Genomic DNA, 23851 nt, shown 5'->3' with positions numbered 1-23851 from the left:
ATGAAACGGGGAGTGTACTTGCTCTGATAATTTTGATTTTTTTATTTCCCTCCGGCCAGGTCAATAAAATTCCCGGTGACGTATGAAGCTTCATCTGACAACAACCAGGCTATAGCCTGGGCGACTTCCTCCGGTTGTCCGCCACGTTTCATCGGCAGGGAATTTTTTACCCGTTCAACCCGGTTTGGCTCGCCGCCATTGGTGTGCATATCAATATAAATAAATCCGGGGCGAACGGCATTTACCCGAATTTCCTGATCTGCGACTTCCAGAGACAGACCGATAGTTAAAGTATCAATTGCGCCTTTCGATGCCGCGTAATCAATATATTCATGCGGTGCTCCCAGCCGGGATGCTGCTATAATAGTTTTCCATATATTAGAATTAAAGTCACTATAATGTAATTATTTTAATTTTTTCTCTAACTGTTTGTAATTAAATATAAAATAATTGATATGTTCTATTATTCCTATTGTGAATAGGGTTGAGGATATTTTTATAGTTAATTGCTGTTTCGCAAGATAAATAATTGCCTTGGATGAAAATAACATTTTCTAATATTATTGTAATACTGTGTTTATGTTTCTGATTATATTAAGTTAAACTTTTTTATATGTGATTTTTATTCTGAAAATTCAGCTAATATATAGTGTTTTATTATTGAATGGCGCTTTTGAAATGTAATATATAATTAATGACCTTCAAAAGCGTTTTTTATTTGAAAATTTTATGAATTCAAGGTTGATTTATTTATCCTTTTCAAGGTGTTTATTCATATAACTTTGCATTATTTTTGATGACTGATTCAGATGTTCTAATATGGCGCTAATAGTTTCCCATAACTTTGGATCAGTTGCATCATAATGACGGCTGCTAAAACATCCTTTTATATTTTTAGCGTCACGGATAAGATGATTAATATTGTCTAATAATATTAGCGGTGCAATATTAAGAAAGTTTCCTTGCAACTCATTGAATATTTTGTGAAATGATTCAAAATCATTATTATCAATAGCATTTTTCAGCTTATCTATGTACTGCAATTTTTCTCTCATTTCCATTATATTTCACCTCTTTATTTACTGTCATATTAAAAATTACTATGATTAGTCATCTTTATCCAAATATTCTTGTGCTAATTTGGATACATGATTTAGAAAATCTAATGCAGTGGTCTCCCATAATTCAGGAACAAATTCATTATAATTTAAACTATCAAAATCTTTTTCTACGTCATCAGAATTACTGATAAAAATTCTAATCTCTCTTATTAAGCTTATTATGGTTATTGGATATTGACAATTTAGATAGTCATCAATTATTTCATCTATTGTTTCGCCAAATAATTGATAATCTTGATGAAAATAAGTGAGTATTAAATCATCTATATATTTCCTTTCTATTTCTTTTTCCATTTCATTGAACCTCTTTGTTTATTGTTGCATTAAGAATACTATGATTAGTTATCGTTATCTAAATAATCTCGTACTCTTTTTGATACATGATTTAGAAAGTCTAAAGCAGTAGTTTCCCATAAATCAGGGTTAAAATCATAACGATATAGTTCTTTGAATTCTTTTTCTAAATCTTTAGAATTATGGATAAAAGACTTGATCTCCTCTAATAATTCTCTTTTCATCCCTTTAGTTGTTGTTTCAAGATAGTCATTTATCGTATCGTCAATCTCTGGACCAGATATTATTTCGCAATCTTGATTAAAATAAGCGCCTATTAAACGATTGAGTTCCATTTTGTCTCCATTGAATTCTAAATAATCTTGTACTCTTTCCGATACATGATTTAGAAAGTTTAAAGCAGCAGTTTTCCATAAGTCAGAATTAAAACTATGGCGATACAGTTCTTTGAATTCTTTTTCTACATCCTCGGAATTACGGATAAAGTAATCAATATCTTTTATTAGTTTTTTCATAAGAAGGGGAGGTTCGCTATTTATATACTCAGTTATTACCTCATCTATTGTTGCTTCACCAAACCTATTACAATTTTGGTTAAAATAAGCACCTATAAAGTTATCTAAGTATTGTGTTTTAGTTTCTCTTTTCATTGAATTAAACCTCTTTATTTTCTGTTGTGTTAAGAATGTTTTAATTATTCATCTTTTTCAGGGTGTTCATTTAAAAATTCTTGCGCTCTTTTAGAGACGTAATTTAGAAAATGAAGCGCAGTGGTGTCCCACAGTTCAGGGCAAAAATCAGAGTCGTGATAGAGAGAATCAAACCCTTTCTCTACGTCTTTATATGTGTCAATAAGGTCATCGATTTCTTCTATTAGCCCTTTTATCATTCCCTGAGTCGCGACATTAAGAAAGTCATCTATAACATCATTGAGCTCTGGTCCAGATATTATCGCATAGTCTTGATTAAAATAAGCGTACATTAAAATATCTAGGAAAGGATACTGTTCGTTCATCAAATTAAACCTCCTTTTCTATTGTTGCATTCAAGAATACTTTAATATTTATCTAAACAATCTTGTGTCTTTTTCAATACGTATTTAAAAAATTCAAATGCTGTGGTATTCCATAATTTAGGGCAAAAACTAGAGCTATAATAGAGTACTTGAAAGTCTTTCTCTATATCTTCTGAATTCTGGATAAAGGATTCTATCTCCTTCATTAACTCTCTTTTCATTGCTTCACTTGCAGTATCAAGATAGTCATTTATGACGTCATCAAGTTCTGGACCAGATATTATATCGTAATCTTGATTGAAATAAGCAAACATTAAACGATTTAGTTCCATCTTCTTCTCCATAAATTTTAATTAAAAAAATCCGAGTCGAATTCACTATAATAGAGAACGTCAAAGTCTTTCTCTATATCCTTCGAGGTGTTAATAAAATAGTCAATCTCTTTTATTAATATTTTTAATAATTTCCTGAGTTGTAATATTAAGAAGGCAGTCTATGACTTCATCCATAGTTTCTCCATACAATAAGTCATAATCTTGACAAAAATAAACATCTACTAAGATGTCTAGAAATGGATATTGTCCATTTATAAGCTAAACTTCCTTTTCAGTATGCTTGTTTAGATAATCTCGAGCTCTTTTGGATACATAGTTTAAAAAACCAAGCGCTGTAGCAGTATCCCAAAAGTCTGGGTCGAAGTCACTATAATAAAGAGCGTCAAAATCTTTCTCTATATCTTCTGAAATGTTAATAAAAGAGTCAATCTCTTCTATTAATTTCTTAATCATTTCATGAGTTGCAACATTAAGAAAGCAATCTATGACTTCATCCATAGTTTCTCCATACAATAAGTCATAATCTTGACAAAAATAAGCACCTACTAAGATGTCTAGAAATGGATATTGTCCGTTCATTTTAATTAAACCTTTTATATGTTGGAATGTATAATCTTAGTCTTTTAAAGTTTTTATTTGTAAATCCTAATATACTGGAAATGCTGTTAATATATAATATAGTTTACCATTGAATTCGGAATGAGTTAGAACTACTCTAACTTTATACAGTTTCTGTATATTTTGAGATCCATTAATAATACCAAAACCAACAGGTGTGCTTGAAACATATTCAATCTCTTCTTTTACTCCTTTTGGAGTATGTTTTAGCAGAGTGGTTATTTTTATCTGATTATTCTTTAAGGCTTTTGAAATTACTTTCTCTGCCACATTTTGGTTATAAAATGTGCTTGCTTCTCTTAATCTTCCTTTACTGTTTAGTATCCTATCCCTCAACTCCTGCTCCGATAACCCAACATGTTTAGCCAAAGTATGACCACCCGGTTTTAACCCTGTCTCTGACTCATGTTCAATTAATTTAATTCTGCCTACTCGTACCGAGGCAACCCTAACAGCTCCCACTATTGAAGCAAATGATAACGGTACAGCAATATCAACGGTAAGACCTATTTCAGACGCGGTATAGTCATCAGCACCAAATTCTTTCGCTAAATCTACCGCCGCACGATAAGTTTCCGTCATTGTTTCTCTGCCGGTTATCATTTGACTGGCAGAAGCATTCATGACGTCAAGACTATGTGCCCCGACAATAACACAGGCCGCTTTAGTTAGCGTTGTCGGGTCGGGTGCAAGGCAGAGACCACCTGCACCAATAAGTTCAACCACCCCGGCGGCTAAACCAGCCCCACCTAATATTCGGTTACTCCAGGTTTCCTCTTCAGTAACGGTATTATCCGACAGAATCGCTGCCAACTGAACCGGCGATAAAACAATGCGTAACCCATTTTCAGATTCTGAATCAACAGCATCATCAGTCAAATAATTGGCGTTATTCATGGTTAATAGATCCTGTCATCCCAGAAGCTGTAAGAACCCGTTGAACAAGCAAGATTGTTCCAGGTGATATTCTTGTAAGTAAAACAGATAACTTCTTGTGGTGTGCCTGAATTATTGTCTTTGGAGTGCGGGTAATTGGTTTTTATGCTGGATATAAAAGCATAGCCTAGCCTGATAGAATAGTATTTTTCTAACCCTCCGGTTGGTGACGTTCGGTACAATTCAAATAAACATTCCAGTTCTTCATTTTCAGAAAAACATTGCGCCAGTAAAGGAGAAGATTTATCGATAGGCTTTATTATCATGACCGGGTGATGAGAAGCATGTTGCTCTCGGGTCATTAAATGTTGAAGAGTGTAAATGAAAATTTCATTTTCATGACCATGCTGGTAATGATTGCCGATAGAATTTAAGGAGCCGCAGCCAGCGGAGATTAAACCCTGTTTTTTACCTTTCAGTGTTAAGTAAATTATATTCGCCATATTGGTTGCTCCTTATACTGTTTATTCGATTCTCCTGTAGGGTGTGTGGAAAAATCAACCAAAAATTTGTAAATTTGAAATAATTTACATTAATAAGGCGGATACAAAAGGAATATGGCGAAGAAATAGGGTCAATATTATCAATGCCATCAGGTTATTTATCTTTTTATATCATATGGTTAGTGATAATGAGATGGTTATTTTTTCATGAAGAGAGGTTTATAAAGATATTTTTAATTCTGTGATTTGCATATCAGGAAATACGTGGTTTTTAAATGCCACGATTGTCATAAAATCAAAGTATAAAATGGAGTTTAAGACCGACAGGATATTCAGGTAGCATCTGATAGTTGCTACCTAACTGTTCGAAATTATTTTAAATACATACCATGAGTCTGATAAAAAACCGCCATATCCAATATCCCAGTAACGTAAATGTAATGACATTAAGGGAACGTGATTTGAATCTTTTCTTTGCAGTTGCATAAATTAATGGCGATATAATCAGTAAGCATGTTGGTGCAAATAGATCACGGTTATCATCTATAAGCGCGCTATAAATAGCACAGATGTTATTTAAATCCTTACCAACTACGTAGTGTTCTTCTTCTAAATAAGACATCAAAAATATAAATAACGCGCAAAAAATGGCATAACTGATATTTAAAACCAAAGCGATAGCTAATCTGCTCATTCTGAAATTCTCATTATTAAATGCATTGTCTTTTCTCTATTTCCACAAATAGTAAAATAGCGGTTTTTCCTTAGTATCGGCACTCCGGTCGCCATTAACTTATCCTTAATAGTTCCAGTAAGTCGTATAACTCCAGTATATTCATAATTTTAATTCTGGGAAGAGATTTTGTAACAAAAATGATTAAACTTGGGGTGAGTTGATAGCAGAAAATATAAAGATTTGAAAAAAAGATAGCGAAGTAATCATCACCTCATTTGTAGTTTAAAGTAAAGATTTTCGTTCGATATTAAAACTTTCAAGTTTCATATTTTCCTTACGGTTAGAATAAAAAGTGCCTATCTTGCTATAAATAGTATTGGTGTTTATATTTCGCGAGTATTTTTTTCTCGCCAAAGGCTGGGAGAACAGCCAACTAATCGATTAAAAAAACGGGCAAAATAGGCGGGATCCTTGAATCCAAGTTGATAAGCAACTTCAAATACAGCGCAATCACTGAAGAGTAATAACCGTTTGGCTTCACGTAGTTGACGGTCGAAAATTAATCGTTTAGGTGGGCGATTGGCAAACCGACGGCACATATCCTTTAACCGTGATTCGGTAATGCCTAGTTTATGGGCATATTCCGGTACGGAAAGATGATGACGATAATAGTTGTCTATTAATTGGTTAAATCGCTGAAATAATCTAATTTCTCCCCGCACCCCATTGACGGGGTGGTCATCAAGGGGAATATTGCGCAATAGCAAGGTGAATAGCGCTTGCGCTAAAAATGTCAGTGATTGCGTCCGCCCGATAAAGTTATTGGATGATTCGCGGGCTATTAATGCCCAGTAATGGTTAAAAGCTTCCAGCTCTTCCGGTTTATCTGCGACAGATAAGCAAATCGCCGGAATATCCAGAATATCTTTGTTGGTAGGATAGAGTGATTCTAATAGCGGTAATATCAGATCTTGCCGCACGGTAAGTACATATCCGTCACTGTCATCCTGAGTAAAAAAAGCATGAGGAACGGAGGGCGGCGTCAGGATAAACAGCGGTGCCTGTACAGAATAGTGTTGATCATCCAACTGCAATTCAATATGGCCGGTGATCAAAAAATGAAGCTGGAAGAAACCATCATGGCGATGAGCTTGCATATCACGACCGAAAAATGCCGCCATTCGGCCAAAAGTTTGGTAATGCACATCATCTGTGCCTTGGGTCTCATCATAATCTTTGCTGATATCAATATTGGCAATGATAGGCCCGGTCATGCTGGTTTTTCCTTATATTATTGAAAATTACGTTGTTGCTCTCGGTCTGGCATGTTTCATTGGGATCGTCTGGATAATGGCTGCGCCAATGATCAGTAATCCGGCTACAAAATAGAGACCCGTATTAAAGCTCCCGGTCTGGTCTTTCAGCCAGCCGATTAATAACGGGCTGAGTGCTGAACCTATGTTACCCGTGGCGGCAATAACCGCAATGCCGATCGCTCTTGCGCGTAAGCTGATGGATTGATCCGGTGTTGTCCAAAAGACGGCCATTGCGGTAAATGAACCGGTCGAAGCCATAATAATCCCAATCAACTGAATGACACTGTGGTTGGTCAGTGACGTCAATATCCAGCCCACGGCAGCGAACAGATAGGGCAGAGCGGTATGCATTTTACGTTCCTGTAACCGGTCTGAACGGCGACTCCAGTAAACCATCCCGATAATGGTACAAAACTGAGGAATGGCGGTCAGAATACCGATCATGATGTTACTGCTGCCCTGATTGAAACTTTGTACAATCTGTGGCGTCCAGATATTAATCGCGCTCAGTGTGTTGGTCAGGCAGAAATAGGCTAGGGTGTACATCAGCACTATTGGGGTGAAAATCTCACGCCATATACTGCGTTTTTGCATGGTTTGATGAGTTGATGAGCCTGTCGGTTGAACCGGAGCAGGTTGGTCGTTATCCATCATCTCTTGTAAGCATTTTTTATCTTCATCTGTCAACCACTTGGCTCGTTTTGGTGAATCATCAAGATAGAACCAAACGATTATTCCCAGTAATACCGAAGGAAAACCTTCCAGCAGGAATAACCATTGCCAACCGTGAAGGTTCAAGAGGCCATCCATTGCCAGAATGTAACCGGAAGCCAGAGAACCAAAAGCCATGGTTACCGGCATTGCCACCATAAACAGCGCATTGGCGCGGGCGCGGTAATAAGCCGGGAACCAGTAAGTCAGATAGACCAGGATACCCGGTACGAAACCTGCTTCGGCGATACCGACCAACATACGTAAGATGTACAGACTGGTTGGTCCGGTGGCGAACATGGTGGCAGTGGAGGAGATCCCCCAAAGCACCATGATCGTGGCTATCCAGCGTCGCGCCCCGACAATACTGAGCATGATATTGCTGGGAATACCGAAGATGACATAAGTGACATAGAACAGGGTTGCTGCCAGACCGAACATTGTCGCGTTCAGCCCAAGATCTTTACCCATGGTCAGGCCGGCAAACCCGATATTGATTCGGTCCAGAAACGAGAATACAAATAAGACGAACAGGAAAATAATCAGGCGACGGAATAGCTTGTTAATGATGGATTGCTGTTGTGCCGTTAGCTGCTTATGTTTAGCCGCCGGGAGATCCGACTGTTGCGCGGCAGTGGATGAATCGCTCATTGTCATTTTCCTTATTATTTTTTTATCTGTATTACGTTGTTATGGCAAATCAAAAGGTTGTCGGGTAAATCGGTTGTTAATGTTGGTCATTGTCAGGATTAATAAACACTGGATGCAGGCGTTGCGGGAAGGTCTTTGCCCGCGCCAAACCGTGCCGCCAGCGCTTCTGCCGCGCGAGCCAGTAACGTTGTGTCGATACCGACAGCAACAAACAACGCGCCGAGTTTCAGGTAATGCTCGGCAACAGCGGGGGCTGACATCAGAATACCCGGCGCTTTACCCGCTGCTTTGATTTGAGCGATAGCCTGCTCAATCGCCGCTTTCACTTCAGGGTGATGTGGATTATTGGTAAAACCCATATCGGAACTTAGATCCGCCGGGCCGATAAAAACACCATCCACACCGTCTACTTTAAGAATCTCCGGCAAGTTACGCAGTGCTTCACGGGTTTCTACCTGAACCAGAACGCATATCTCATCGTTGGCACGATGCAGGTAATCAGGAATTCGATTCCAGTGAGAAGCTCTTGCCAGAGCGCTGCCTACGCCACGAATACCCTCCGGTGGGTAACGGGTGGCACGAACCGCTTCGTAAGCCTGTTCGGCGTTTTGTATCATGGGGATGAGTAAGGTTTGGGCACCCACATCCAGCAACTGCTTGATGATCACCAGATCATTCCAGGGCGGGCGTACAACGGGATGGCTTGGATAAGGTGCAACTGCTTGCAATTGGCTCAGAATCGTCTGAACGTTGTTCGGCGCATGTTCGCCATCGATCAATAGCCAGTCGAAACCGGATCCGGCCACTAATTCTGCACTGTAGGGGCTGCAAAGCCCCAGCCATAAGCCGATTTGTGGACGGCCTGCTTTTAATGCCTGTTTAAATGTGTTGGTTAATCGATCCATATTTTTCCCCCTTAAACGAAACGGCAACTGATGGAACCGAGTGGGCCGTAATCCACATGGAAAGTATCCCCTTTACGTGCCGGAACCGGGCGGGTAAAAGAGCCACCAAGGATGATTTGCCCTGCTTCAAGTTGAACACCGTGTGGTGCCAGTTTGTTTGCTAACCACGCAACACCGTTAGCTGGATGATTAAGCACTGCTGCCGCAACGCCGGATTCTTCAATCACGCCATTGCGATAGAGCAGGGCGCTGATCCAGCGCAGATCAAGCTCGTCTGGCTTAATCGGGCGGCCGCCCATAATCACTCCGCCGTTGGCGGCATTATCAGAAATCGTATCGAACACTTTGCGTGGGAGATGGGTTTCCGGATCGGTGTTGTGACAACGGGCGTCGATCAACTCCAGCGCCGGAATGACATAATCTGTCGCATTGTAAACATCAAACAAAGTGCAGTTTGGGCCACGCAGTGGTTTTGCCAGTATGAAGGCCAGTTCGACTTCGATACGGGGCACAATAAAGCGGTCGCAGGGAATATCGCTGCCATCAGGGAAAAACATATCATCCAGCAGAGCGCCATAGTCTGGCTCGCTGATTTGTGAACTGGCTTGCATGGCTTTGGAAGTCAGGCCAATTTTGTGGCCTTTGAGTACGCGACCTTCCGCAATTTTCAAATTCACCCATTCACGCTGGATGGCATAAGCGTCGTCAATAGTGATTTCAGGGTGATCCAACGAGATCTGGCGTATTTGCTGACAACTTTTCTCTGCCTGATGCAGACGGTGTGCAACCTGTGATACGACTTCTTTCTGTAACATGTGGTTAAGCTCCTGTGTCCTCTATGCCACCAAAGCAGAGATATTTCACTTCCAGATAATCTTCGATGCCGTAACGTGAACCTTCTCGCCCCAGCCCCGATTGTTTAATGCCGCCGAATGGAGCGACTTCATTAGAAATCAAGCCCTCATTGATGCCGACCATGCCGCTTTCCAGCGCTTCAGCCACACGGTAGATCCGGCCGATATCACGGGAGTAAAAATAAGCTGCCAGGCCGAATTCAGTATCATTTGCCAGATGAATGGCTTCTGCCTCATCACGGAATTTGAAGAGAGGGGCGATAGGCCCGAATGTTTCCTCACGGGAGATAAGCATGGATTCAGTGACGTCAACCAGCACGGTAGGTTCGAAGAACAAGCCGCCCAGAGCGTGTGGTTTGCCGCCAGCCAGTATGCGTGCGCCATGAGAAACGGCATCACTAATGTGTTCTTGCACTTTATCGACGGCTGCCTGATTGATTAGCGGGCCTTGCTGTGATTTGACGTCGCTGGCTGGGCCAACCTGTAATGCACTGACTGCTTGTGCCAGACGTTCTGCGAAGGTGTCATAAATAGTTTCCTGCACTAGGATACGGTTAGCACAAACGCAGGTTTGACCGCTGTTGCGGAATTTAGCGGTAAGTGCGCCCTGTACAGCGGCATCAATATCTGCGTCATCGAAAACGATAAATGGCGCATTGCCACCCAGTTCCAGTGACAGCTTTTTCACGGTATCGGCGCTTTGGGCCATCAGTAATTTGCCGACACTGGTTGAGCCGGTAAACGAGAGTTTGCGCACAATCGGGCTTTGGGTCATAACACCACCGATGGCCTTAGCCTCTTTTCCCGTGACAACATTCAGTACGCCTGCGGGAATGCCTGCTTGTTCAGCCAGCGCGGCTAAAGCCAGAGCTGAAAGTGGCGTTTCTGCGGCGGGTTTCAGTACCAGAGTACAGCCAGCGGCCAGTGCCGGGCCAACTTTGCGGGCGATCATGGCATTAGGAAAGTTCCACGGCGTAATGGCGGCGACAACGCCGATAGGCTGTTTGATCGTGATGATCCGGCGACCGGGCAGCGGGCTTGGGATCGTTTCACCGTAGGTACGTTTACCTTCTTCCGCAAACCACTCGATGAAACTGGCACCATAAGCGATCTCTCCCATCGCTTCCGCCTGCGGTTTCCCTTGCTCCAGACTCAACAATTCTGCCAGAGACTGTTGATTCTCCATCATTAACCGAAACCAGCGTTGCAGAAGCTGGCTGCGTTGTTTGGCGGTCATGGCTCTCCAGGCAGGCAGGGCTTGTTGAGCGGCGGCAATTGCCCGTTCGGTTTCCGCTGCGCCCATATTACTGACTTGTGCAATTACCTCGCCATTTGCCGGGTTAGTCACCTTAAACGTGACTTTGTTATCGGCATCGAGCCATTGCCCGTTGATATAAGCCTGCTGACGTAATAGTTCTGTATTCACATTATTTGTCATTGTTTTTTTCTCCTAAAAACACTTGGATGGATTGCGTCTGTTGGTGAGAAGTTGCCAGTAGCTGACATAACCAACTCAACCCGGCGCAAACGGCTATCACAAGGGCCATAGCAAAAGGGGTTTCATCTTGTAATAAAGAGACGGCAACGCTGGCGAGCGCCGCCATCGCGAATTGCGAAGAGATAGCGAGTGCGCTGGCGCTGCCGGCAAGTTGACCACGATGTTGAAGTAATAAAGAGAGGCTATTAGTACCAATGGCATTAACCAGCGATATAACCAGTACAACCAAAATAACGATAACAGTCAGGTTTTGCTGATAAAAAATAACCAGCAAAATGCCAAACAGTAATTGAGCGCTGGTTTGGATCAATAACAGACGGGAAAGGCTGTAAACTTTCAATAACCAGACATTGAACAGCACCATCGCTATCATGCCCAGTGCATTACAGCCGAACAGTAATCCGTAGTAGTTGGCCGGAACCTGAAAATAATCGATATAGACGAAAGGCGAGCCACTGATAAAAGCGAACATGGCGGCACAAGTGAATGCCAATGTGCCGATAGTCGCCATGGCTTCACGGTCAACCAGTAATTTGCCGTAGTTTTTAAACGCGGAGATAAGTTTTCCACCGTCATTATTGGCAGGCAGCGTTTCTGGCAACAAAAATAATAATAATAACCCACTGATACAGCCAACCAGCGTCAGTAAAATAAATATGGCCTGCCAGTTGAAATAGGTTAACAGTAAGCCACCGAGTAAGGGGGCGATAAGTGGCGCTATCATCGTCACTAGCGTCATCAGTGACAGCACCCGGGGTAATTCCGCAGGGCGATAGATATCACGGGCGATGGCTCTGGCCATAACAACGGCTGCGCCGCTGCCAAATGCTTGTAATGCACGCAGTAAAATCAAATGTTCAACTTGCGTCACCCATGTACATGCCACACTGGCGACGACGAATAACACCATGCCACTGAGCAACAGCTTTCTGCGTCCTAAACGGTCACTCAGTGGGCCATATAACAGCATGCCAATACAAAAACCGGCGAAAAACGCGCCTAGAGTATATTGCATTTGCCCTTGTGTCGCCTGTAGTTGCCTTGCCATTTCTGGCAAGGCTGGCAGGTACATATCAATCGACAAAGGCCCGAATGCCACCAGCGCACCCAATAACGGGATAAGCCAGCGCGGGGGATGTTGATTAAAGGGCTTCGGCATCACTGTTCCTTACGAAACAAGGCGTGAACGTTGTTTTGTTTGTAGTTCAGTACCGGGTCCAATTCTTCCATCGAAAAAGAGAGGGCGAGGTAACGCTGTGCCATCAGTGAGGCAAAATGTTCTTTGATCAGGCTGAACAACATTTCGCCAACCTGTTGACGGCTTTCAAGACTGCGCCCGGCACCGATTTTCAGCGTCATATGGACGAAGGCGTAATCCTGCTCACCGTCAGCCATGTGCCAGGTATCCAGCCAGACAGCACGGCTGCGTATGCCCGCTAATGGAAAAATGCCGGTATCTGCCAGTGCTTGATTCACTTTGGCAAACAGCGCTGGCAGATGGGCTTGTTCACGGATATTTTCCGTACATTCAGCATAAAAATGTGGCATAGGTGACTCCAAATCAGGCTGTGGCTTGCTTATCGGTAATGTCATCAGGCAACGGGAATACCGCGTTGACTTGCCCGGTGCCGGAACTGGGGAACAGTTCGGTCAGGAATTCCACTTTACCGTCGTATTTATCCCAACCGAGCAGGCCCAGTAGCATCACGGTATCGTGCATATTGCCTTCGCCGTAGCAGTAATCCGCATATTCCGGCAGCATCTTGCAGAACTCTTTGAATTTGCCCTCTTTCCAAAGTTGTACCACCCGGCGATCCATCTGTTCATCAAATTCGCGGGTGTAGCTGTTCATGCCCTCTTCTGCGCGCTGATCATCAATAAAGCGGTGAGAAAGGGAGCCACTGGCCAGCACCGCAACCGTGCCGTCATATTTCTCAATTGCTTTCAGAATGGCTTCCCCAAGACGACGACTGTCTTCAAAAGCATGAACAGTACAGAACGCGGAGATAGAGATAACTTTAAAATGTCGGTCACTATTCATGTAACGCATTGGTACCAGCGTGCCGTATTCCAGTGTCAGGCTTGGGATTTCATGTGCCTGAGCGCGCACGCCCATATTGCGCGCCTGTTCCGCGATCATGTGTCCCAATTCAGGGTTGCCGTCATATTCATAACTCATATCGCGGATGAAATGTGGCAATTCATTACTGGTGTAAATACCGGAGAAATGGTCGGCACAATTAATGTGATAGGCACTGTTCACCAGCCAGTGGGTATCAAACACGATAATTGTATCGACACCCATTTCACGGCAACGACGGCTAATCTCTTTGTGCCCGTCAATGGCTCCCTGACGGCAACCATGATGTTTTCCCGGTAGTTCAGACAGATACATTGATGGCACATGTGTAATTTTGGCCGCTAACGCTAACTTACCCATAAAATCCTCATTTGATATCAGGACGGCGAACCGGAATTCGCCGTGGTTAACGCTGATGAAACCGTTATACCCCCCAACGCGGGATGGGATGATCCCCCATAGAGATACAGACGTTTTTCATCTCTGCAAACACTTCAAAACTGTATTCACCGCCTTCACGACCGGTACCGGAGGCTTTCACGCCGCCGAATGGCTGGCGCAGGTCGCGAACATTCTGGGTATTGACGAATACCATGCCTGCTTCAATATTACGGGCCAGACGCAATACTTTGTTGACATCTTGAGTCCAGATGTAAGAAGCCAGACCATATTCCACGTCATTCGCCAGACGCAGACCTTCTGCTTCATCTTTGAATGGCAACAAACACGCGACCGGGCCGAAGATCTCTTCCTGCGCAACGCGCATACGGTTATCGACATCCGCCAGCACTGTTGGGCGCAGGAAATTGCCACCTTTCAGGTGTTCCGGCAAATCAGTGGGTTTATCTGGGCCGCCGGCCAGCAGCGTTGCCCCTTCTTCAATACCCAGACGAATGTAACCGGAGACTTTTTCCCAATGCTGTTTGCTGATAAGCGCACCAACCTGCGTGCCGGGATCTTGTGGATCGCCAACCCGCAGACGATTCGCACGTTCAGCAAAACGTTGCACAAACTCAGGGTAGATGCTTTCTTGAATAAAAATGCGTGAACCGGCGGTACAACGTTCACCATTGATAGAGAAAATGGTGAACAGAGCGGCATCCAGTGCGCGTTCAATATCGGCGTCTTCGAAGATCAGAACCGGCGATTTACCCCCCAGCTCCATTGAATATTTTTTCAGACCGGCATTTTTCATGATCTGGCGGCCGGTTGCGGTACCGCCGGTAAAAGAGACTGCCCGAACATCGTGATGTTTCACTAATGCATCACCGGCAGTAGCACCGTATCCTTGCACTACGTTTAAAACACCGGCAGGGATCCCGGCTTCCAGCGCCAGCTCCCCCAGACGGTTTGCAGTTAATGGGGAAAGTTCTGACATTTTCAGCACCGCAGTGTTACCCAGTGCCAAACAGGGGGCGACTTTCCAGGTCGCGGTCATAAATGGCACATTCCACGGCGAAATCAGCGCACAAACACCGACTGGCTGCACCAGCGTATAGTTGAGCATCTTGTCGTCAACCGGATAGGTCCGGCCATTCATTTGCTGACAAATCTCAGCAAAGAAGTTGAAGTTGTGAGAAGCGCGTGGGATCAGGACATTTTGCGTTTGATGAATAGGCAAACCGGTATCTTTAGTTTCCATTGCCGCGATTTCAGGCACATTCTCATCAATCAGTTCGCCTAAACGGCGCATCAGGCGTGCACGTTCTTTCATCGGCAGATCAGCCCATTTGGGGAAGGCTGCTTTTGCTGCTGCAACCGCTTGATCAATCTCTTCTTGACCACCAGAAGCCACTTCAGCCAGCACTTCACCGCTAGCCGGGTTGGTGGTTGCAAAATATTCTTTACTGCTGACGTTTTTGCCGTTGATCCAATGATTAACCGTCGTCATGACAGGCTCTCCTCATACGCTTGCTGGCTGACAATACGGTTGATCAGACGCCCAACGCCTTCAACTTCAACAATCACTTCATCCCCCGGTACGACATCAGACAACCCTTTTGGTGTCCCAGTGGCGATCATGTCTCCCGGTTGCAGCGTCATAAAGTCGCTCAGATAGGCGATTAGGAATGGGATATCGAAGATCAGATCGGCGGTGGTGCCGCGCTGACGCAATTCACCATTGACCCAGGTGCTTAATGTCAGATTATGCGGATCTGGTACATCTTTTTTATCAATGATCCACGGGCCGATGGGGGTCAGCGTGTCGCGGCTTTTTACCCGGAGGTTAGGGCGATAATAGTTTTCCAGATAGTCACGGATCGCGTAGTCGTTACAAACCGTGTATCCGGCAACGTAATCCATCGCCTGTTCTTTGGCGACTTTATGGGCGGTTTTGCCGATGACAACCACCAGCTCAGATTCATAATGCATGTATTCCACATTATCCGGGCGAACGGAAACCTGACGATGGCCGATCAGCGTATTGGATGCTTTGATAAAAACCAGTGGTTCTTCCGGTGGCTTAAATTCAAGTTCAGTGGCGTGATCGGCGTAGTTCAGACCGAGGGCAAACAGGGTTCCGTCGGCGGGTGGCAGCCATTGGACGAATTCACTGCTGACTTTGTTGCCATCTGGCAGGCAGACATTTTCCTGATCATCAACCGTCACATTCAGATCCTGACCCTGATAACGAACTCTTGCGTGTTTCATGCTTTTTCTCCTGCTTGCACAACCTGATTCTCCAGCGATGGGAAACCTGCTGCCCGGATAACCACGTTGTCGTCTGGTTTGATGGAAACCCGTTGATGCGGAGTGCCAAGCAGGATCACATCACCTTCCTTCAAGGTGGCGAAATCACTTAATGCCGCGACTAATTCTGCGGCTGAACGCACTAGATCAGTGGTTGACCAGCGATCAACTTCCTGCCTATTGATTTCAGTAATGATGTCCAGTGCATCAACTGATTCAGGGTTGATCATTTGACCTATAGGGCAAAAACCATCACGACATTTCGCTTTAATGGCCGGGCGATAAAACGCTGTTTCAGGCAGGCTGACTTCATTAGCTAATGCATAACCTGCGATATATTCGGCTGCGTTTTCAGCGGTGACTTTACGGGCGGTTTTACCTATCACCAGCGCCAGTGTTGCGCCGCTCTGAACCTCTTCTCCCGCAGGATGGGGAATAACGTCACCGGAGGTGATAACGGTATTCCGTGGTTTGATAAACCATATCGGGGTTTTAGGCAGGGTGTTATAAGGCGCTTGCTGAAATGAGTCATGCCAGAAATCGACCTGACTCTGATGGTTGAGGGCTACGGCGAAGACAGTGCCTTTCATTAACGACTCCTCTGAGCTTAAACAGACAGCTTTAAGATGCATTTATTAATATATTAATAAACCACAAATCGACTTGTTGCAATATGTTAATGTATTTGTTAATTTTAATTGTGATCTCAGTAACAATATCTTTGCTAAATTTGTTTTTTGTTATTATTAATCAATATGTTAATATTTTTTCAAATAAAATTATCACTATTATATTAACTTTTTATTAACCTGGTTTTCGGGGTTTATTTTTGTTTACTTATTAATATTTTTATGATTTTTTCTTTGTGGTTGATGGAGTGACGTGCTAGTCTTTTTTATGGTGGTTATAGAGTGACATAGACACTCTCGACAGAGAGTAAATCAGTGATTAACTAAGATGAGAGCCTTCATTACCCATGCATGAATCTCTGACAATTGCGTTACTTCAGGCGCGGGAAACCGCGATGGGTTTTTTCCGCCCAATCCTTAAGAGTCATAATTTGACTGAACAGCAGTGGCGTATTATTCGTGTACTGTCGAATAACCGGTCAATTGATTTTTATGATTTATCTTGCCAGACCTGTATTCTTCGTCCAAGTCTGACGGGGATATTGACTCGTATGGAACGTGATGGATTGATCTTTCGTCTTAAACCGATGAATGACCAGCGCAAACTTTATGTTTCTTTAACGCAGGATGGTCAGAAACTTTATGAAAAGGCGAAAGAGCAGGTTGAACAGGGATATCGGGCCATAGAAAAAGCCTTTTCGCCGGAGAAGATGGTTCAGCTTTCAGCGTTGTTGGAGGAGTTAATTGCTGTAGGTAAGAATTCGCCGGGAAATATGGATAAAGACGTTAAATAAAAATTTTATTCAAAATAATGATGATGAATAACAGTAAAATTGCTGATCAGGGACGGTATCAGCAATTGTTATTTTTGGCTATTGAATAATTAGCGTTAATATTTCCTGTGGGTAGATAATAAATTGCCCATGGAATACTGTACCCGCCGGATAATGGGGGGTGAGAGTTTCCCGCAATGCTAATGTTATTGCATTATTTTCAAGGGATAGGGCGGTAATTTCAGCCGCTTCAAAGCCAAAGAACCGTTTTACTTGTGGATAAAGCGCTTTATATAAGCTCTCTTTTACAGAGAAGGCGAGGGTAAATGCTTGTTCAAAGGGTAAATGACAATGTTTCAGGAGTTGAATTTCTCGGTCATTCACGATCATTTTTGTGATCTCATCCATATTTTGACGATTGACGATAGCTTCGATATCGACACCAATTAATCTGTTATCAGTTTGCGGTGCAGCCAGCACAATTGCACAATGAGATGAATGAGAAACAGAACCACAAATATCCTTTGGCCAAATTGGTGCGCGATCATGACCAGAGAGCAAATTAAACTCCGGTTGCCCTAATTGTGCTAAAAGTTGTCTGGCACAATAACGTGCTGCCAGATATTCAGCTCGTCGCTTGTTGACTGCCTTAGCCAACGTCGCAGGGAAGGGGAGATTTAATTGTTCGAAGAGTTCATCGTGATAATGTGAAAGATCAAAACGGGCATGCCAAAAATTCACTTGGGGGTGTTTAACAACCGTTCCATACTCGATTTGAGTCATAAATTCACTGTTATGTTTTGGCAGTGATGCTTGATTGGTGTGTATAACTGTCTGTTCCATGTTTATTATCCAGAAGATGAAATATCCTACAGTCTATACTTAATATCATTCATATTGAATTGTAAAATATGCTGTGGCATTAGCTTTTCCACCTGTTATTTTCTCATCGGTTTGGTAATAGCGGGCAGTGAAAGGTAATGTGTAGGTGACGTTTGTTGCTGCATACCCGAAAACTAGCGGATTTTCCAGAGAAACAGGTGTTGTTCCCATATATAAGATTTGTATACCAACTCCTTTAGCTGTATTTTTACTATTGGGGTTATTTAATTGAATTATACTATCTGGGGCATAATTTATTTTTTCTCCTGAAAAAGTAATTTTGGGCTTAACACTTTCTGTACATTTAATTTCGATATTGAAACCCGCATTACCCGCAGTAGAGCCTATACCTTTAAATAAATAACTATTCACACGACCAAAATCGACCATTGGCCTTGGGGTTGTTGTCGAGCAAGTTTGAGTTTTTATCGTGTAGTTGTTCTTAGTTTTTATTCTTATTAATTCTGTACCTGCAAGTGTCTGTAACATAGCAATCTTTCTTGGCCTGAGCATTTTCCCTGATGCCAACGTTCCTTCTTGGTAAAGATAAATACTGATTTTTCCTATATCTTTTAATGTCATTCCATCTTTATATTTATAAATGTAATTACTGCCACTTGTTGTGGGTAATTTCATATTTTCTTCTTCTCCAGAGGCAGTAATATAGAAATAGAGATTATCTATTCCTGTGGTTATCATACCTGTGCCATGAGGTGTATTTCCAGCTTTAGATGGATATACATCTCCCGTAAAAATAAGCGGTTCTCCTGTTGGATCACAATCATGGGGATTAAGAAGCGGCGTATTTTCATTAATATTCATGAGTTGGGCGAGTTGCAATGGTCTAAACTCGCCAACAAGAATGCTTTTTTTCTCATTTATATTGGGATTAATGTTAATACTATTAAGCTCAATATCTAAGCTAATCTGTTTTGCATTTAATAAGCAGCGTGCGTATGTGTTTGTAATACTGAGTAATATTAATGTAAATATTGTGATTATCATTAAGTAGCGTTTCATATATATTCCAGTTGAGATTTATTCTTAATTGCCGATAATTCAATGAAGCCAGAATAATGCTATTATCTTTCTGATATAATTTACTGGTGAAATTAATAGGGCAGATTTATTTCTCGTATAAATCTGTTTTTAATTATTTGTTAACACGACTGCGGAGAGTTTCGCTTTTTATATGTTAGCATAATGTTAACATGCTAATATCAATAGAGGGAGTTGTAAAGCTATTTATATTCAATTGTAAAATGTACTGTGGCATTAGCTTTTCCACCTGTTATTTTATCATCAGTTTGATAATAGTGAGCAGTAAGTGGTAAATAATAGAGATTTTTTTCACTACTTCCCCACTCAGATATAGGAATACGTGTGTTCATATCAACAGGTCTATTTTTATGTAATAATTGAACACCAATACCTTTGGCTGTGTTTCCATCGCCGTATTGATGTAATTTAATAATGTTATTTAGGCTTGAACTCACTACTTCCCCTGAGAAACTAATATCAGGGATATTTTTATCTTTACATTGAATCAAAATATAAAAATCATTACGACCGGCTATAGAACCTTTTCCTTTAAATGCAGAAGAATGAATCTTTCCGAGTTTTATTTCTTTATAGGGTGTTGATGTCATACAGCTTTTACTGCCAATGATATTGTCCTTGTTATATGTGATATTTATTAATTTTTTACCATCATCTGTTGATAAAGAAGAGATCAACCCTTTTTTTAGTATAGAGTTTGATCGGATATCTCTTTCTTGAATAAGCTCAATTTTTATTTTCCCGATATCTCTTAAAGTTATTTTTTTATTGATATCATCATGAGAGCTACCATTTCCATCATAGGATACGACAAAATATAAATTATCTACACTTGTATTTATCCGGCCACTATCTTTGAATGGTTTTATTTCACCTGATTTTGTTTTATGAACTATATTTTCATTACTATCACAGATAGCAATAGTTGCATCGGCTTTAATTCCTACTTTGTTAGCCAGCTCCATTGGGCCATATTCAGCGATAGTAATAGGTCTTCGAGTGTTAAAATCTGCATTGATAATTTCATTTATATTAACATTTAAATCAATAGTTTTAAATTTTTTGTTTAATGTACATGTAGCAATTGATTTTGTGATATTGAATAGTGTCAGTATTAATATTGCCAGTGTAATTAATTTATTTTTCATATTGTTCCGGGATAAATATTCTCTTAGTTACTGACAACTCAATGAAGCCAGGATAATACCATTATTTTTTTGATATAATTTACTGTCAAAATTAATATAACAGCTTTGTTTATCGCCTAAATCAGCTTTTAATTCTGCTGTGTCACTCACACCGCTGAGGAAGACTTCACTTCTTTCATTCATCATACCATTGACGCCATTCTTACCGGTGATTACCGTTCCGAAAGGGAGTTTTTTACCTTTATGCTGTAAAGTTAAAAATACTCTATGACCAACGCGAATAGAATAATCCGCCAGTACCAATGCGCCTTTCGTTGGAATAACTTTAGCCGTCGGGTTGTCAATATCGACGTCATCACCGAATGTATTTGTATCAAGAGATAACGCGTTTTCCCGATATTGCGATATATAAGGAACAACGGTATATCCCCGCCAGTCGGTACTGATAGAAGTATTGTTAAGTATTTTTGCATTGGCTGCTCCAGGGGCGCGGATTAAGGCACTAGCGCCGCTTTCGCTGATATTTTGAGCCAGTGTAACGCCGTAGGGATGTGCAATAATTGCACCCTCTAATCCATAATTAATGCGTTGATTTTTGCCATGATCCGTGGTGTAACCGGCATTAATTGAACCATATGATCCTCTGTAATATAAGCTGGCGGTATTACCTGACTCTTTTTCTTTCTCTGATTTTTCGTAACTGTAATCCTGAGAAATGGTATAACTTAGATTTTGTTGTTCCAGTAACGAGCCGGATAATGACATCGAATGCTGGCTGTCACCGTTTGTATTATAAGAGGTGTTATAATCTACGGTTGCACTGTGATTACCTGATGGCAGCCACTTATCCAAAGGAACACTGATATTGAGTGAAAAAACCCGGTCGTTATTAACTTTTGAGCGATTGCGGTGATAATTGTAGCCCAACGATAAAGAGATATCATGAATACTGGTGTTATAAGACATAGAATATGACTGATTCTTGCTGGTTTTATCTTGCCAGTAATCTTGTTGCCAGGCAGATAATGAAAAACTACCATATTGGCCTAAACTCTGGCCCATTGTTATTTGCATCCGGTTTTTTGGCGCGTTATTTTGGTGGTTATCAGTAAATTGGTGGTTATTATTGGCATCGCTAAAGCTGTAATAACCATTGGTATTGTAGCGATAACCCGCTAATGTCACCGTTGTATTGGTCGCGGTAAAACCTTTGCTGTAACGTATCTGATAAGACTGGCCAGTTTTCTTTTCTCCGGTGGGGGAATGCGTTTGTGCATTTGTCACATCGATTGACACCGCACCAAATGAGCCAAGATTATGTCCTAAGCCTAGTGCACTACCTAAATAGTCAGGAGAAATAATGGCGCCGCCATAAATAGTGGTACTGTCCCATAACCCGTAAATCGCCTCTGTCTGCATAAACCTTTTTTTACTGGTTTGTTTGTCGCCACTGAATTTACCGATATTAACCAGGTATTTCATTTGGCCTGCACGGATCATCAAGGGTGAGGCAGAAAAGGGCTGAGTAAATTTCCTGACTTTGCCATTTTCTTCATAAATGGATACTTCCAGATCGCCATTAAGGTTGCTGGGATAAATATCGGTAATTTCAAAGGCACCCGGTGGAACAAAAGTTTGATAAATAAGATTATCTTTCTGATGGACTTCTATTCTGGCGTGAGTCATGGCAATACCGCGAACAACAGGGGCAAAACCTTGCTGGCTATCCGGCAGCATTTGGCTATCAGACATCAATTTAACACCATTAAAAGTGAAACTATCGAAAACCATACTGTCGGTTGATGTTTCACCTAATACCAAACGGGATTTTAATGGACGAATATCCCGTTCAGCATAGGCTTTAAGTGATTTCCATTCAGATGTTGTGTTATTACGGCTGTAATAACTACTATGGCGAACACGCCACGGACCTAAATTAACACCACTGCGTAAATTCAGATATTGATTCTGTTCACGTTGATTTTTATTCCAGGATTGCATCCCTATCAGATGATAATTGGTGAAAAACATAGGCAAACCATCATTCCACTGATCAGGAGAGATATCGCCCCTGATTTGTGATCTCATTGCTGCCTGAGGAAAATTCAGGTGCAAAGTAAGCTGGCTTAAATTCAGCTCTGTTGATGCCTGTTTGATATATTTTTCTGGTTGAGAAATGATTTCTTGTTCAGAAAGTGACGCTAATTCAGGAAAGCTTTCTGTTTTTACCCCGATTTCCTTTAGTAAGCTGACAGATAGCTCAGGGCAAAGTTTCTCTCCACAGTCAATAAAGGATAGGCTTTTGATGCCAATATCCTTTCTATTGACGATAACATTGACTTTATAGACGCCTGGAATGTGAGAATCTGTTTTCGCCAGGCTATCCAGGTTAATATTTTCTCTGTCTTCATCTGATAATTGTAATGCATTGATATCAAAGTACAGCTCTGCATAGGCTGGTAATGATAAACAATAAGCAATTAAAGCAACGCTGATTATTTTTTTCACAATACACTCATCAGATCATTTTATTAGAAACTAAGCAGGCGCTCTTCTGTTGTACCACCGTAGTCATTGATAGCAGTCAGAGTCACCCTTCTTATACTACTTTTGGTTGGAAATACCTTGTCACTAAAAGGCGGGATAAATCCGGGTTTATCGATTGATTTTCCATCAATTCTCATTTCATTAAGATTAACGTAATAGGCAGTGGGGTTGGTTAACTGAATGCCATTGGTATTACGTGATATTTCCAAACGATTGATTGCATTATTAGCGTCATTATCAGATAGCCCGGTTGGACGATAAATCAGTTTGATAATGTTTTTTATCGTGATGATCATTTTGCTGTTGTCATTTTTTTCTACCGCTGGAATTGCATTGACATTCAGTAAAAATATCGATTCCCGATCCGATGGTAGATGGCTTCCGATATATGAAACACGGATCTGATGTTCGCTCTCTTTCGATACCTTAAACAGTGGTGGTGTGATAACAAACGGTACTTTGTTTTGACTGTTATCGATATTATCTACCCACGACTGAACAAGATAAGGTCTTTCTGTATCCGAGTTGGTGATAGAAATAGTGGCTTCTTTTTGTGAGCCATTATAGATAAGGCGGGTGCCGCCTAAAGTAATCCCTGCTTGTACTTGTCCCATAAAAAGGACAAGTAAAAAGGGAGTAATAAAGCGAAGCATTTTTACTCCTTTAGTT

General features: G+C 41.7%; 26 protein-coding genes and 1 pseudogene. 1 reads left to right on the top strand and 26 read right to left on the bottom strand.

Going from position 1 to position 23851, the window contains the following annotated elements; all coding sequences use genetic code 11:
- Positions 1-41 precede the first annotated feature (41 nt).
- The 21 genes and pseudogenes from C5470_RS05045 to C5470_RS04940 form a co-directional block, all read right to left on the bottom strand.
- Positions 42-359, bottom strand: a pseudogene (locus tag C5470_RS05045) (SDR family oxidoreductase); the annotation flags it as partial.
- Between the two features lie 387 nt (positions 360-746).
- Positions 747-1061 (bottom strand): hypothetical protein, encoded by a 315-nt coding sequence (locus C5470_RS05040; protein WP_036849896.1) that lies wholly within the window; start codon positions 1059-1061, stop codon positions 747-749.
- 45 nt (positions 1062-1106) lie between these two features.
- Positions 1107-1415 (bottom strand): contact-dependent growth inhibition system immunity protein, encoded by a 309-nt coding sequence (locus C5470_RS05035; RefSeq protein WP_166286494.1) that lies wholly within the window; start codon positions 1413-1415, stop codon positions 1107-1109.
- Positions 1416-1459: 44 nt separating this feature from the next.
- Positions 1460-2065 (bottom strand): contact-dependent growth inhibition system immunity protein, encoded by a 606-nt coding sequence (locus tag C5470_RS05030; protein WP_166286492.1) that lies wholly within the window; start codon positions 2063-2065, stop codon positions 1460-1462.
- Positions 2066-2109: 44 nt separating this feature from the next.
- Positions 2110-2430, bottom strand: a complete 321-nt coding sequence (locus tag C5470_RS05025; protein ID WP_166286490.1) for a contact-dependent growth inhibition system immunity protein — start codon at positions 2428-2430, stop codon at positions 2110-2112.
- A gap of 41 nt (positions 2431-2471) precedes the next feature.
- Positions 2472-2762 carry a contact-dependent growth inhibition system immunity protein gene (locus tag C5470_RS05020; RefSeq protein ID WP_166286488.1) on the bottom strand — a complete coding sequence of 97 codons (291 nt, stop codon included), beginning with the start codon at positions 2760-2762 and terminating at the stop codon, positions 2472-2474.
- Positions 2763-3023: 261 nt separating this feature from the next.
- Positions 3024-3344: a contact-dependent growth inhibition system immunity protein gene (locus C5470_RS05010; RefSeq protein ID WP_132355035.1), complete on the bottom strand. Its 321-nt coding sequence runs from the start codon at positions 3342-3344 to the stop codon at positions 3024-3026.
- 66 nt (positions 3345-3410) lie between these two features.
- Positions 3411-4280, bottom strand: a complete 870-nt coding sequence (locus tag C5470_RS05005; RefSeq protein WP_166286486.1) for an RNase A-like domain-containing protein — start codon at positions 4278-4280, stop codon at positions 3411-3413.
- A 2-nt stretch (positions 4281-4282) separates the two neighbouring features.
- A complete protein-coding gene (locus C5470_RS05000) occupies positions 4283-4762 on the bottom strand; it encodes an Hcp family type VI secretion system effector (protein WP_036849901.1) in 480 nt (159 codons plus the stop codon).
- A gap of 376 nt (positions 4763-5138) precedes the next feature.
- Complete coding sequence (locus C5470_RS04995) at positions 5139-5456, bottom strand: YjeO family protein (protein ID WP_036849904.1); 318 nt, start codon at positions 5454-5456, stop codon at positions 5139-5141.
- Positions 5457-5821: 365 nt separating this feature from the next.
- Positions 5822-6712, bottom strand: coding sequence for a 4-hydroxyphenylacetate catabolism regulatory protein HpaA (hpaA, locus tag C5470_RS04990; protein ID WP_152963049.1), 891 nt, complete (start codon positions 6710-6712; stop codon positions 5822-5824).
- 27 nt (positions 6713-6739) lie between these two features.
- Positions 6740-8116, bottom strand: coding sequence for a 4-hydroxyphenylacetate permease (hpaX, locus tag C5470_RS04985; protein WP_036849908.1), 1377 nt, complete (start codon positions 8114-8116; stop codon positions 6740-6742).
- A gap of 98 nt (positions 8117-8214) precedes the next feature.
- The gene (hpaI, locus tag C5470_RS04980) at positions 8215-9021 is read right to left on the bottom strand and encodes a 4-hydroxy-2-oxoheptanedioate aldolase (protein ID WP_152963047.1); all 807 of its coding nucleotides are present in this window, start codon (positions 9019-9021) and stop codon (positions 8215-8217) included.
- Between the two features lie 11 nt (positions 9022-9032).
- A complete protein-coding gene (hpaH, locus tag C5470_RS04975; RefSeq protein WP_152963046.1) occupies positions 9033-9836 on the bottom strand; it encodes a 2-oxo-hept-4-ene-1,7-dioate hydratase in 804 nt (267 codons plus the stop codon).
- 4 nt (positions 9837-9840) lie between these two features.
- On the bottom strand, positions 9841-11313 hold the full coding sequence (locus C5470_RS04970) for an NAD-dependent succinate-semialdehyde dehydrogenase (RefSeq protein ID WP_036849914.1): 1473 nt from the start codon (positions 11311-11313) through the stop codon (positions 9841-9843).
- A complete protein-coding gene (locus C5470_RS04965; RefSeq protein ID WP_081738283.1) occupies positions 11303-12532 on the bottom strand; it encodes a Bcr/CflA family multidrug efflux MFS transporter in 1230 nt (409 codons plus the stop codon). The genes C5470_RS04970 and C5470_RS04965 overlap by 11 nt, the downstream gene beginning before the upstream one ends.
- Complete coding sequence (locus C5470_RS04960) at positions 12532-12921, bottom strand: 5-carboxymethyl-2-hydroxymuconate Delta-isomerase (protein WP_166286484.1); 390 nt, start codon at positions 12919-12921, stop codon at positions 12532-12534. The genes C5470_RS04965 and C5470_RS04960 overlap by 1 nt, the downstream gene beginning before the upstream one ends.
- 13 nt (positions 12922-12934) lie before the next feature.
- The gene (hpaD, locus tag C5470_RS04955; RefSeq protein ID WP_166286482.1) at positions 12935-13813 is read right to left on the bottom strand and encodes a 3,4-dihydroxyphenylacetate 2,3-dioxygenase; all 879 of its coding nucleotides are present in this window, start codon (positions 13811-13813) and stop codon (positions 12935-12937) included.
- 64 nt (positions 13814-13877) lie between these two features.
- Positions 13878-15344: a 5-carboxymethyl-2-hydroxymuconate semialdehyde dehydrogenase gene (gene hpaE, locus C5470_RS04950; RefSeq protein ID WP_152963043.1), complete on the bottom strand. Its 1467-nt coding sequence runs from the start codon at positions 15342-15344 to the stop codon at positions 13878-13880.
- Entirely contained in the window at positions 15341-16105 is a 765-nt protein-coding gene (locus C5470_RS04945) for a fumarylacetoacetate hydrolase family protein (protein WP_166286480.1), read from the bottom strand. The genes hpaE and C5470_RS04945 overlap by 4 nt, the downstream gene beginning before the upstream one ends.
- Entirely contained in the window at positions 16102-16734 is a 633-nt protein-coding gene (locus tag C5470_RS04940) for a fumarylacetoacetate hydrolase family protein (protein ID WP_166286478.1), read from the bottom strand. The genes C5470_RS04945 and C5470_RS04940 overlap by 4 nt, the downstream gene beginning before the upstream one ends.
- Before the next feature lie 386 nt (positions 16735-17120).
- Between C5470_RS04940 and hpaR the strand changes: the two genes are divergently transcribed.
- Entirely contained in the window at positions 17121-17567 is a 447-nt protein-coding gene (gene hpaR, locus C5470_RS04935; RefSeq protein WP_036849932.1) for a homoprotocatechuate degradation operon regulator HpaR, read from the top strand.
- A gap of 78 nt (positions 17568-17645) precedes the next feature.
- On the opposite strand, the gene C5470_RS04930 is transcribed toward hpaR, so the two are convergent.
- From C5470_RS04930 to C5470_RS04910, 5 genes are all read right to left on the bottom strand, one after another.
- Positions 17646-18389 carry a 4'-phosphopantetheinyl transferase family protein gene (locus tag C5470_RS04930; RefSeq protein WP_081738284.1) on the bottom strand — a complete coding sequence of 248 codons (744 nt, stop codon included), beginning with the start codon at positions 18387-18389 and terminating at the stop codon, positions 17646-17648.
- A gap of 45 nt (positions 18390-18434) precedes the next feature.
- Positions 18435-19448 (bottom strand): fimbrial protein, encoded by a 1014-nt coding sequence (locus C5470_RS04925; RefSeq protein ID WP_166286476.1) that lies wholly within the window; start codon positions 19446-19448, stop codon positions 18435-18437.
- Between the two features lie 221 nt (positions 19449-19669).
- Positions 19670-20635 carry a fimbrial protein gene (locus C5470_RS04920; RefSeq protein ID WP_166286474.1) on the bottom strand — a complete coding sequence of 322 codons (966 nt, stop codon included), beginning with the start codon at positions 20633-20635 and terminating at the stop codon, positions 19670-19672.
- A 27-nt stretch (positions 20636-20662) separates the two neighbouring features.
- Positions 20663-23143 carry a fimbria/pilus outer membrane usher protein gene (locus tag C5470_RS04915; protein ID WP_166286472.1) on the bottom strand — a complete coding sequence of 827 codons (2481 nt, stop codon included), beginning with the start codon at positions 23141-23143 and terminating at the stop codon, positions 20663-20665.
- Positions 23144-23166: 23 nt separating this feature from the next.
- On the bottom strand, positions 23167-23835 hold the full coding sequence (locus C5470_RS04910; protein WP_166286470.1) for a fimbrial biogenesis chaperone: 669 nt from the start codon (positions 23833-23835) through the stop codon (positions 23167-23169).
- Positions 23836-23851 lie beyond the last annotated feature (16 nt).

The sequence above is a fragment of the Photorhabdus stackebrandtii genome, from assembly GCF_011189495.1.
In the GTDB taxonomy this organism is placed as follows: Bacteria; Pseudomonadota; Gammaproteobacteria; order Enterobacterales; family Enterobacteriaceae; genus Photorhabdus; species Photorhabdus khanii.
The sequence above is the reverse complement of the archived record's forward strand: the minus strand, read 5'-3'. Positions and strand labels throughout refer to the sequence as shown.